Source organism: Cognatilysobacter terrigena (assembly GCF_004361065.1).
GTDB lineage: Bacteria > Pseudomonadota > Gammaproteobacteria > Xanthomonadales > Xanthomonadaceae > Cognatilysobacter > Cognatilysobacter terrigena.
This window is the reverse complement of sequence record NZ_SELT01000040.1, coordinates 1-10,853: the sequence shown is the minus strand read 5'-3', so window position 1 is coordinate 10,853 and position 10,853 is coordinate 1. Positions and strand designations below refer to the sequence as shown.

The window sequence follows — 10,853 nt, the reverse complement described above, 5'->3', positions numbered from 1 at the left end:
GCCGCCAGTTCGCGAGCGAGGCGCATTTTGAGGTCGCGCGGATTGAGCGCGCCTGAATCGATATCGCCCTTCAGACGCTGCGCTTCGGCGATCGAGACCTCGAAGCTCAACAGGTCGATCCAGCGCCACATGAGCGTGTCGTCGATCTTCATCGCCTTGGTGACGATGTCGATCGCCGGCTCGTTGATGCCGATGTAATTGCCGAGCGACTTGCTCATCTTGTTGACGCCGTCGAGGCCTTCCAGCAACGGCATGGTCAACACGATCTGCGGCTTCTGGCCGTAGTGCTCCTGCAGGCCGCGGCCCATCAGCAGGTTGAACTTCTGGTCGGTGCCGCCGAGCTCGACGTCGGCCTTCAGCGCGACGGAGTCGTAGCCCTGCACGAGCGGATACAGGAACTCGTGGATGGCGATCGACTGGTGCGCGGCGAACCGCTTGGAGAAGTCGTCGCGCTCGAGCATGCGCGCGACGGTGTGCTGCGCGGCGAGCTTGATCATGTCGGCGGCGGACATCGCGCCGAACCACTCGGAGTTGAAGCGCACCTCGGTGCGGTCGCGGTCGAGCACCTTGAAGACCTGCTCGGCATAGGTCTTCGCGTTCGCCTCGACGTCCTCGCGGGTCAGCGGCTTGCGGGTGACGTTCTTGCCGGTCGGGTCGCCGATCATTCCGGTGAAGTCGCCGATCAGGAAGATCACCTGATGGCCGAGGTCCTGGAACTGCCGCATCTTGTTGAGCAGGACCGTGTGGCCGAGATGCAGGTCCGGCGCGGTTGGGTCGAAACCTGCCTTGATGCGCAGCGGGCGGCCATCTTCCAGCCGCTTGGCGAGCTCTTCGGGCTTGAGGATCTCGTCCGCGCCGCGGGCGATGAGGTCGAGGGCGTCCTGAATCGACATGGATCGGGTCTCACGAGGGGTCGCGACTTGCGACTCCCGTCCAGTGAAGGACGGGTGAAAAGTTAAGTGGACGTAAAACGGGCCTTGACGAAAAAAACCATTTACATCAATGGTTTGACGCACCGACCTCGCGTGTCTATTTTACGGTCGTGACTGGGTCTACACGGCCCACGGGGAACACGCAGCATGACAGACACCGCCTCGGCGCGCCGCGCGCGCCTGGATGCCCTTCGTGAGGAAACGCTGCACCGTCCGGTGACTGCGCACGAAGGCAATGGGTTCAACGGACGCTGGTCGCGTCGCCAATGGGCGCATGCCAGCCTGTTCGCGACCGCCGCGATGCTGGCGGCGGCGATCGTACCCGGCTTCGACCGCCCGGTTGTGACCCGCGGCCATGCGCCGGCGCCGCGTCATTCGATGGCGCTCGCGCTGCCGCCGCTGCGCCTCGCGCAGGCCCAGGGCGACAGCTGGCAGATGGTGCAGGTCAAGCGCGGGCAGACGCTCGCGTCGATCATGAAGGACCTCGGCATTCCGCAGTCGACGCAGCAGCAGCTGCTCGCGCAGTCGGCGGTCAAGAACCAGCTCCTGCGTTCGATGAAGCCCGGCACCCAGCTCGCGTTCGACCTGCCCGTGGGCGGCGAACTGCGCGCGTTCCGCTTCGACCAAGACGACGCGCATCGCGTCGAGCTGACCTTCGCCGACGGCGAGGTCAAGCAGAACGTCATCGTGAGCCCGACGGAAGTCCGCACCGTCGTGCTCAGCGGCAAGGTCGGCAAGTCGCTTTACGCGTCGGCGCGCAAGGTCGGCCTGACCAGCGCGCACGTCAACACGCTGACCGACGACATGTTCAAGTACGACATCGACTTCAATGACGATGTCGGCGCCGACGACCGCTTCAGCGTGGTCGTCGAGCAGACGTGGCGCGACGGCGAGCTCGTCGCGACCGGCCCGGTGCTGGCGGCGACGTTCACCACTGGCCCGACGCTGCATTCGGCGTTCCGCTTCGACCGCAACGGCAAGCCGGAGTACTTCACGGCCGACGGCCGCTCGCTCAAGCGCAGCTTCATCCGCATGCCGATTCCGTATGCGCGCCTGACCTCGGGCTTCGGCAACCGTTTCCATCCGGTGCTGGGCCGCATGCGCATGCACAAGGGCGTCGATTACGCCGCGGGCACCGGCACGCCGATCATGGCGGCGGGCGATGCGCGCGTGGCGTTCGTCGGCTGGAAGGGCGGCTACGGCCGCGTCGTCGAGCTCGACCACGGCCGCGGGTATTCGACGCTGTACGGCCACATGTCGGCGTTCGGCAAGGAGCGCGTCGGCCAGCGCATTTCGCAGGGCACGGTGATCGGCTACGTCGGCGCCTCGGGCCTCGCGACCGGCCCGCACCTGCATTACGAATTCAAGGTCAATGGCGCGCAGCGCAATCCGCTGTCGATCACGATGCCGCCACCGGAACCGCTGAGCGGCGCGACGTTCGTCGCGTTCCGCGCGCAGACCCGCACGGCGCTCGCGCGCATCCGCGAAGTCGAGAACATCATCTACGCGGGCGACGACGAGCCGCAGGTCGCGAAGGCGCCGGCGAAGACGGACGCAAAGACGCGCCGTCGTTCGTGACATGACGACATCGATGCCGGCCGACGGGCTTTACGTCGGCCTCATCTCCGGAACGAGCGCCGACGGCATTGACGCGGCGCTCGTTCGTTTTGGGGCCGGCGTTTCGGATACGGGTTGCAGGCTCGAGCATGGCGTCGTGGTGCCGTGGGATGAGGCGCTGCGTGCACGTCTCGTCGCGCTCGGCCAGGGCGGCGACGCGCGCGGCCTCGACGAAATCGGCACGCTCGACGTGCAGGTCGGCGAGGCATTCGCGCGTGCGGTGCGGGAGCTGCTCGCGATTGCGGGCGTCGACGCACGCGACATCGTCGCGATCGGTTCGCACGGGCAGACGATCCGGCACCGCCCGGCCGGTGCCGCGTACGACGGCGCGCATCCGTTTACGTGGCAGATCGGCGACGGCAACGTCATTGCGGAACGCTGCGGCATTGCGACGGTCGCGGACTTCCGTCGTCGCGACGTCGCCGCCGGTGGTCAGGGCGCGCCGCTGGTGCCGGCATTCCATGCGGCGATGCTGCATTCGAGCATTGAAGATCGCGCCGTGCTGAATCTCGGTGGCATCGCCAACTTCACGTTGTTGCCGCGCGTTGGCGACGTGCGCGGCTTCGACACAGGGCCGGCGAACGCGCTGCTCGATGCGTGGTGCCTGCGCCATCGTGGCGAAGCGTTCGATCGCGACGGCGCGTTCGCGGCGAGCGGGCGCGTCGACGACGCGCTGCTCGCGCGCCTGCTCGACGAACCGTGGTTCACGCTGCCGCCGCCGAAGAGCAGTGGGCGTGAGCAATTCCATCTCGACTGGGTCGATGCGCGCCTGGGCGGCAGCGAGTCCGCCGCGGATGTGCAGGCGACGTTGCTCGAACTCAGCGCCGCGACCGTCGCGAACGCGCTGCTCGCGCATCAGCCGGACACGCGGCGCGTACTGGTCTGCGGCGGCGGCGTACGCAACCCGGCGTTGATCGCGCGCATCGCAGCGCGTCTTCCGAACTGCACGGTCGAGGCGACGGATGTGCACGGCCTCGATGCGGACTTCGTCGAGGCGATGGCGTTCGCGTGGCTGGCCCGACAGACGCTTTCGCATCTGCCGGGCAACGTGCCCGCGGTGACCGGTGCACGCGGGCCGCGCGTGCTGGGAACGGTCTACCCGGCCTGAGCCGCGGCAGCCCGCGCGTCGCGCGCGCGGAACTTCGGCGTCAGTACCGCATACAGCAGCATCGCTGGCGCCAACGCGAGCACGGTGATGATGAAGTACATGCCGTAGCCCGTCGCTTCGGCGATGCCGCCGGCGAAGAAGCCGAGGATCTTGCCCGGCAGGTTCACCAGCGAGCTGAGCAACGCGTACTGCGTGGCGGTGTGTTCGCGGTTCACGAGCGACGACAGGAACGCGACGGTCGGCGGACCGAGCATGCCGAGCGTGAGGTTCTCGAACGAGATCACGAACGTGAGCATGCCGAGGTCGCCCTTGTGGCCCGGCAGCAACAGGTACAGCAGGTTGCACATGCCGCAGACCAGCACCATCACGCCCAGCGACTTCCACGCGCCGAGCCGCGCGACCATCGCGCCGCCGAGGAACACGCCGACGATGCCGATCCAGATGCCGTAGATCTTGGTGATCGACCCGATCTCGGTCTTGGAGAAGCCCATGTCGCGATAGAACGGGCTCATGATCCCGCCGATCGTCGCCTGCTCCGGCACCTTGAACAGCAGGATGAAGGCGAGGATGGTCAGCGCGAGCCCGATGCCGTAGCGACGGAAGAAGTCGACGAAGGGTTCGACGACCGCGACCTCCATCGCATGCGCCCAGCCGTGCGTCTTGACCGGCGTGACGTCGGGTTCGCGCGACATCAGGTTGGCGACGATCGGAATCAGCATGGCGGTCGCCATCACGACGTAGACGATCGTCCATGCGATGTGGTCGGACATGATCGCGGCGAGCGCGCCGGCGACGACGAGGCCGATGCGGTAGCCGAGCGAATACGTCGCGACGAGCGCGCCCTGCGCTTCCACCGGCGCGATCTCGATGCGGTAGGCGTCGACGGCGATGTCCTGCGTCGCGCCGAAGAAGGCGACGAGCACCGTGGCGATGACGAAGGCCTGCAGGCGATCGGGCGTCAGCGCGGCCATCGCGAGCAGCGCGGCAGTGACGCCGAGCTGCGCGAACAGCAGCCAGCCGCGACGTCGGCCCAGGCGCGCGAAGCCCGGCAGTTTCCAGTGATCGAGCAGCGGCGCCCACACGAACTTGAACGTGTAGAGCAGGCCGGCGCTGGCGATCATCGTGATCTCCTTGAGCTCGATGCCCTTGTCCTTGAGCCAGAACGCGAGCGTGCCGGCGACGAGGAGGAAGGGCAGGCCCGAGGAGAAACCGAAGAAGAACATCGTCCATGCGGCGGGATGCGCGAACGCGCTCCAGACCGAAACCTTCGTCTTCTGCGGCGTGCTCAAGCGGCGTACTCCGGGTAGTCGTAGTCGACGATGTAAGGCGCGTGGTCGGAGAACCGAGGTTCGCGATGCGTTTCGCAGTGGCGGATCGCGTCGCGCAGGTTCGGCGTGACCAGCTGGTAATCGATGCGCCAGCCTACGTTGTTCGCGCGGGCCTGTCCGCGGTTGCTCCACCACGTGTATTCGGCGGATTCATCGGGCTTGTGGACGCGGAAGCTGTCGAGCCAGCCGAGGTCGCCGGCGCAGGGCGAGCCGTCGCCATGTTGATCGGCGATCAGCGAATTCAGCCAGGCGCGCTCGTGCGGCAGGCAGCCGGTCTGCTTCTGGTTCGACGTCCAGTTGGTGATGTCGCGACGCGACCGGACGATGTTCCAGTCGCCGCAGACGATGTACTTGCGGCCGTTCGTGAGCCAGTCGCGCAGGATCGGCGCGAACCAGTCCATCACCGATTCCTTGAAGCCCTGGCGTTCGTCGCCGCTGGTGCCGGACGGTACGTAGACCGAGACGACGGACAGATCGCCGAAGCGCGCTTCGATGTAGCGGCCTTCGTCGTCGAAATCGAGACGGCCGAGGCCCGTACGCACCTCGTCGGGCTCGCGCTTGCTGTAGATGGCGACGCCGCTGTAGCCCTTCTTCGTCGTCGCGTCGCGGAAGTTCGCGTGGTAACCGGGCGGAATCAGCTCGGGCAGGCGCAGCTGGTGTTCCTGCGCCTTGGTTTCCTGCACGGCGACGATGTCGGCGTCCTTCTCGCGCATCCAGTCGATGAAGCCCTTCTTGGCGGCCGAGCGCCAGCCGTTGGCGTTGAAGCTGATGACGCGCATGCGTGATCCGGACCGGGAACCGGTGCCAAGCGTAGCCGCTCGCTGCTTTACGATGCGGCCTCCGTCGCACGCCGCAGCCGCCATGTCCGACCACCGCTCCCGTTTCCTCGAACTCGCCCTGCGCGTCGACGCGCTGCGCTTCGGCGAATTCACCCTGAAGTCCGGGCGCGTGAGCCCGTACTTCTTCAACGCCGGTCGCTTCGACTCGGGCGCCGCGTTGGCGGAGCTGGCGCGCTGCTATGCGGACGCGATCGAGGCCGCGGACGTGGGCTTCGACGTCCTATTCGGGCCGGCGTACAAGGGCATTCCGCTCGCGACCGCCCTCGCCTGCGAATTCGCGGAGCGGGGCCGCGACCTGCCCGTCGCGTTCAACCGCAAGGAAGCCAAGGCCCACGGCGAAGGCGGCACGCTGATCGGGGCACCGCTGGACGGTCGCCGTGTGCTGATCGTCGACGACGTGATCACCGCCGGCACGGCGATCCGCGAGGCGCTGGGGCAGATCCGCGCCGCGGGCGGGGTGCCCGCCGGCATCGTCATCGCGCTCGATCGGCAGGAGGCGGTCGACCCGACCGTGTCCCGACGCTCCGCGGCACAAACGGTCGCAGACGAGCAGGGCCTGCCCGTGATTGCCGTCGCGCGTCTGGCCGACCTGCTCGACTTCACCGCGGGCGATGCCGACGCGAGCCGCCGCGAGCGGCTGTTGGCATATCGCGCAGCCTACGGTTGCGAGTAACGGTCGCTGGCGCGAAAGTTGCTTTGAATTCGGTCGACACGACCGCCTGACGGCCCGCCATGACCCGTTCCCCGCTGTTCGCCCTCGTCCTGCTCGGCCTTGCGTCGACCGCGCACGCGCAATCCGCGCCCGCGAAGAAGCTGTATTGCTGGAACGAAGGCGGCCGCAAGGTCTGCGGCGATGCGCTGCCGTCTACCGCCGTCGACGCGGCGCGCACCGAGATCAACGCCAAGAGCGGCATGGCGACGTCGCAGATCGCCCGGGCTTTGACGCCCGAGGAAAAGGCCGCCGCTGAGGCGCAGGCCAAGGCAGAGGCGGACGCTGCTGCCGCCGCCGAGGCCGAGCACCGTCGCCTGATGGCGATGATCGAGTCCTTCCAGACCGAGGCCGACCTGCGCAAGGCCTTCGGCGAGCGCGTCTCGCTCAATGCCGACGCGATGAAGACCGCGCGCATGGGCATCGACGGCCTGCGCCAGAGCCTGGTGCTGCTGCTGCGGCGTGCGGGCGAAATGGAACTCAACAAGAAGCCGGTGCCGAAGAAGCTGGCGGACGACATCCGTGGGCAGCACGGCCAGTTGCTTGCGCAGCAGGCGGCACTGACGTCGCTGCAGTCGCAGGCCGCGACGCTGCAGTCGCAGCTCGACGACGCCGTGGCGCGCTATCGCGAACTCAAGCCGCAGCCGGGCGCGACGCCGGCGCCGACCCCAGCAGGCTGAAACCGTCGCGCTGCGACGGGCGCCACCGTCGAGCGCGACGTGCGCTGCATCGAATCCTGACCGTATCGCCGTGCGACGCCTCGTCGCGCGGCGATCTGCTTTTGCGGGTTCAAACCGTGGCGAGAACCGCTACGGCAGCAGCTCGACCCCGAACGGCCGCACGGCCCATGCGGTGAGCGCGAAGCAGGCGATCGTCAGCGCCGCGCTGGCCGCAAGCGTCGGCCAGAAGCCGAGACGCGCGAGCAACCACGGGAACGCGAGGAACATCGGCAGCGTCGGCAGCACGTACCAGAACGTGTAGTACGCGTGGTTCGCGAGCCTGGCCTGCGGCTGGCGCTCGAGGTGCAGCCACACCAGCGCGAGCACCGTCACCATCGGCAGCGCGGCGATGAAACCGCCGAGGCGGTCGCTCCGCTTCGCCGCTTCGGACACCGCGACGACGATCGCCGCGGTGACCACGTACTTGATGATCAGCCAGCGCATCCGTCAGAACGGCAGCACGAGATCCGGCTGATGCGCGAGCAGCTGCTCGCGGAACGCATTCTGGATGCGCGCGAGCGCGTCGTGGCTGTCCGCGTCGAAACGCATCACGAGGATGGGCGTGGTGTTCGATGCACGCACGAGGCCCCAGCCATCGGCGTAGTCGACACGCAGGCCATCGATCGTCGACAGGCGCGCGCCTTCGAACTTCGCTTCCTCGCGGAAACGGTCGACGAACGCATGCGGATTGCCGTTCGGCGCGTCGACCTTGATCTCCGGCGTCGACACGCCGTTGGGCAGCGCATTGAGCGTTTCGGTCGGCGTGCGCGGCTGCGCGGCGAGGATTTCGAGCAGGCGCGCGGCGGAGTAGATGCCGTCGTCGAAGCCGTACCAGCGCTCCTTGAAGAAGAAGTGGCCGCTCATCTCGCCGGCGAGTTCGGCGTCGGTTTCGCGCATCTTCGCCTTGATCAGCGAATGGCCCGTCTTCCACATCAGCGGCGAACCGCCGTGACGCAAGATGTGGCCCGGCAGGCGGCCCGTGCACTTCACGTCGAACAGGATCACCGCGCCCGGATTGCGCTCGAGCACGTCCGCCGCGAACAGCATCAGCAGGCGGTCGGGGAAGATGTTCTGGCCGTCGCGCGTGACCACGCCGAGGCGGTCGCCGTCGCCGTCGAACGCGATACCGAGGTCGGCGTCGAGGCGTTCGACCATCTGGATCAGGTCGACGAGGTTGTGCGGCTCGCTCGGATCCGGATGGTGGTTCGGGAACGTGCCGTCGATGTCGCAATGCAGCGGCACCACTTCCGCACCGATCGCTTCGAGCACGCGCGGGCCGATCTCGCCGGCGACGCCGTTACCCGCGTCGACCACCACCTTGAGCGGGCGGTCGATCTGGATGTCGGCGGCGATGCGCTGGACGTAGTCTTCGGAAATGTCGCGCTCTTCGAGGTTGCCGGGCGTCGGCGCGCTGTGCAGGCGGTCGTCGGCGATGCGCGAGTACAGATCCATGATCGCGTCGCCCGACAGCGTTTCGCCGCCGACGACGATCTTGAAACCGTTGTAGTCCGGCGGGTTGTGCGAGCCGGTGACCGATACGCACGAGCCGGCGCGCAGGTGGTAGGCGCCGAAATAGACGACCGGCGTCGGCACCATGCCGATGTCGAGCACGTTGCGGCCTGCGCGGCGCAGGCCGGTGACCAGGCCTTCGATCAGCGCAGGACCCGACAGTCGACCGTCGCGACCGACCACGATGTCGCGCAGGCCCTGCTCCTGCATCACGGTACCGATGGCCTGGCCGATGAGTTCGGCGATACCGGCGTCGAGGCTCTGGCCGACGATGCCGCGGATGTCGTACGCGCGGAAAATGCCGCGATCGAGCGCAAGCGTGTTCTTCACCGCTTCGGGCTTCTCCGGCACCGGCGGCGGGGCGACCGGACGGGTGACGTCCGCGAGCGTCGGCGAATCGTCGACCTCTGCCACGTTCGCGGTGCCGCGACGCGCGATCAGCTTCGGCAGCGAGGCGATCAGCGCCGCGAGCAGCAGGCAGAGCAGCGCGGCGACGGCGCAGCCGGTCGAACCGAGGCCGAGCGGGCCGCCCGCAACGTCCGGCACGGCGGCGGCGACGCGCAGTTCGCTGTTCGGCACCTTGGCCGACATCGATTCGGCGCTGCCCGACAGTTCGGCGTTGCCCTTTTCGGCCAGCGTCGCGTTGCCCTGGCGCAGCGCGACGTAGGTGTCGTCGCCGATGTCGGCGTTGTTCACCGCATCGGTGAGCGCACCGATCGGCAGGCGCACGAATGCGACGCCGGGGGCCTTCGCGACCTCGACCGGCGCAGCGAGCCCGATGTACGACGCATTCGCTTCGCGGATCGCCCAGGCGATCGGCTTGCCTGAGGCCATCGCGGCCTCGAGCGCGGCGACGTGCCCATAACTCGGGCCTTTGTTGCCGGGCGTGCCGAGCGTGTCGTACGCGCCGTCGAGCGAGGCCGGGCGCACTTCGCCGCCGGTCGCGCCCTTCCAGCCGGCGGTGAGCTGCTCGGCCGCGCGATCCATCTGCCCGTTCTGCAGCGCGTCGCGCACGCCGGGGCTGGCGAGCTGGTCGGCGAAGTGCTTCTGCGCGCTGCCGATCATCGACTGCGCGGCCTGCACGACCGAATCGCGCGCGGCCTCCACGTCGGAGCGACGCGCCTCGTCGCGCCACTGCGCCCAGGCGTTGAAGCCGAACCAGCCCGCAAGGAGCAGCGCGACGCCCGCACCGAGCGGGATCAGCGGCTTCAGACGGTCGACCTGGGCATTGGGCATCGCAAGCACTCCGTAGGGTTCAGCGCACACCGGTGTGGCCGAAGCCACCCGCGCCGCGCGCACTCGTTTCGAATTCGTCGACCACCTGGAACCGTGCACGCACGATCGGCAGCACGACGAGCTGGGCGATGCGGTCGCCCGGCTCGATCGTAAAAGCCGTCTCGCCGCGGTTCCAGACGCTCACCATCAGCGGACCCTGGTAGTCCGCATCGATCAGGCCCGTGCCGTTGCCGAGCACGATGCCGTGTTTATGCCCGAGCCCCGATCGCGGCAGGATCACGGCGCACAGCGTCGGGTCGGCGATGTGGATCGACAGCCCGGTCGGCACCAGATGCGTTTCGCGCGGCGCGATCGACAGCGGTGCATCGAGCGCGGCACGCAGGTCGACGCCCGCGCTCGCGGCGGTGGCGTATTCGGGCAGCGGCCACGCATCGCCGTAGCGTGCGTCGAGCAGGCGGACTTCGATGGTGCGTTCGGTCATGCGAGGCGCGCCTCGATCAGGTCGAGCAGGCCGCCCGCGATGTCGGATTTCGCGCCGGGGCCGAGCGTGGTCGCGCCGTTCGCGTCGTAGGCCACCAGCGTGTTCTCGTCGCTCTCGAAGCCACTGCCTTCCACGCCGACGCGGTTCGCGGCGATGAGGTCGAGCTTCTTGGCGACGAGCTTGCCGCGTGCGTAAGTCTCGACATCGTGCGTTTCCGCCGCGAACCCGACGACGAGGCGCGGGCGCTTGGGATGCGACGCGACCTCCGCGAGGATGTCGCGCGTTCGCACCAGCTGCAGCGTCAGCGTGTCCTGCCCGGGCTGCTTCTTGAGCTTGTTCGGCGAGATCGACACCGGCGTGTAATCGGCGACGGCG

General features: G+C 68.2%; 11 protein-coding genes. 4 read left to right on the top strand and 7 right to left on the bottom strand.

All coding sequences use genetic code 11. The features are described from left to right. On the bottom strand, positions 1-893 hold an 893-nt coding region (gene tyrS, locus EVS83_RS14955), incomplete at its 3' end, for a tyrosine--tRNA ligase (RefSeq protein ID WP_133501901.1). A gap of 186 nt (positions 894-1,079) precedes the next feature. Between tyrS and EVS83_RS14950 the strand changes: the two genes are divergently transcribed. Then, positions 1,080-2,510, top strand: coding sequence for a M23 family metallopeptidase (locus EVS83_RS14950; protein ID WP_133501899.1), 1,431 nt, complete (start codon positions 1,080-1,082; stop codon positions 2,508-2,510). A 1-nt stretch (position 2,511) separates the two neighbouring features. Continuing rightward, the gene (locus EVS83_RS14945) at positions 2,512-3,657 is read left to right on the top strand and encodes an anhydro-N-acetylmuramic acid kinase (protein WP_133501897.1); all 1,146 of its coding nucleotides are present in this window, start codon (positions 2,512-2,514) and stop codon (positions 3,655-3,657) included. On the opposite strand, the gene EVS83_RS14940 is transcribed toward EVS83_RS14945, so the two are convergent. Next, on the bottom strand, positions 3,645-4,946 hold the full coding sequence (locus EVS83_RS14940; RefSeq protein ID WP_246022998.1) for an AmpG family muropeptide MFS transporter: 1,302 nt from the start codon (positions 4,944-4,946) through the stop codon (positions 3,645-3,647). The genes EVS83_RS14945 and EVS83_RS14940 overlap by 13 nt on opposite strands. Next, on the bottom strand, positions 4,943-5,764 hold the full coding sequence (locus EVS83_RS14935) for an exodeoxyribonuclease III (RefSeq protein ID WP_133501895.1): 822 nt from the start codon (positions 5,762-5,764) through the stop codon (positions 4,943-4,945). Before EVS83_RS14935 ends, EVS83_RS14940 begins: the two co-directional genes overlap by 4 nt. Positions 5,765-5,846: 82 nt before the next feature. On the opposite strand from EVS83_RS14935, the gene pyrE reads away from it, so the two are divergent. Then, complete coding sequence (gene pyrE / locus EVS83_RS14930) at positions 5,847-6,497, top strand: orotate phosphoribosyltransferase (RefSeq protein ID WP_133501903.1); 651 nt, start codon at positions 5,847-5,849, stop codon at positions 6,495-6,497. A 59-nt stretch (positions 6,498-6,556) separates the two neighbouring features. Then, positions 6,557-7,213, top strand: coding sequence for a hypothetical protein (locus tag EVS83_RS14925; RefSeq protein ID WP_133501893.1), 657 nt, complete (start codon positions 6,557-6,559; stop codon positions 7,211-7,213). A 129-nt stretch (positions 7,214-7,342) separates the two neighbouring features. Here the strand turns inward: EVS83_RS14925 and EVS83_RS14920 are convergent, their stop codons facing one another. From EVS83_RS14920 to EVS83_RS14905, 4 genes are all read right to left on the bottom strand, one after another. Next, positions 7,343-7,696, bottom strand: a complete 354-nt coding sequence (locus EVS83_RS14920; protein ID WP_133501891.1) for a DUF3147 family protein — start codon at positions 7,694-7,696, stop codon at positions 7,343-7,345. Positions 7,697-7,699: 3 nt separating this feature from the next. Then, positions 7,700-9,997 (bottom strand): phosphomannomutase/phosphoglucomutase, encoded by a 2,298-nt coding sequence (locus EVS83_RS14915; protein WP_133501889.1) that lies wholly within the window; start codon positions 9,995-9,997, stop codon positions 7,700-7,702. A 19-nt stretch (positions 9,998-10,016) separates the two neighbouring features. Beyond that, entirely contained in the window at positions 10,017-10,478 is a 462-nt protein-coding gene (dut, locus tag EVS83_RS14910; protein ID WP_133500230.1) for a dUTP diphosphatase, read from the bottom strand. Further along, positions 10,475-10,853 (bottom strand): phosphopantothenoylcysteine decarboxylase domain-containing protein (locus tag EVS83_RS14905; RefSeq protein ID WP_281275122.1); only part of this gene is annotated, 379 nt, incomplete at its 5' end. The genes dut and EVS83_RS14905, both read right to left, overlap by 4 nt.

Excerpts from the sequence above, each read along its gene's own strand:
- pyrE (WP_133501903.1), top strand. The coding sequence starts at position 5,847 with ATGTCCGACCACCGCTCCCGTTTCCTCGAACTCGCCCTGCGCGTCGAC.
- EVS83_RS14935 (WP_133501895.1), bottom strand. The coding sequence starts at position 5,764 with ATGCGCGTCATCAGCTTCAACGCCAACGGCTGGCGCTCGGCCGCCAAG.
- dut (WP_133500230.1), bottom strand. The coding sequence starts at position 10,478 with ATGACCGAACGCACCATCGAAGTCCGCCTGCTCGACGCACGCTACGGC.
- EVS83_RS14920 (WP_133501891.1), bottom strand. The coding sequence starts at position 7,696 with ATGCGCTGGCTGATCATCAAGTACGTGGTCACCGCGGCGATCGTCGTC.
- EVS83_RS14950 (WP_133501899.1), top strand. The coding sequence starts at position 1,080 with ATGACAGACACCGCCTCGGCGCGCCGCGCGCGCCTGGATGCCCTTCGT.
- EVS83_RS14925 (WP_133501893.1), top strand. The coding sequence starts at position 6,557 with ATGACCCGTTCCCCGCTGTTCGCCCTCGTCCTGCTCGGCCTTGCGTCG.
- EVS83_RS14945 (WP_133501897.1), top strand. The coding sequence starts at position 2,512 with ATGACGACATCGATGCCGGCCGACGGGCTTTACGTCGGCCTCATCTCC.
- EVS83_RS14915 (WP_133501889.1), bottom strand. The coding sequence starts at position 9,997 with ATGCCCAATGCCCAGGTCGACCGTCTGAAGCCGCTGATCCCGCTCGGT.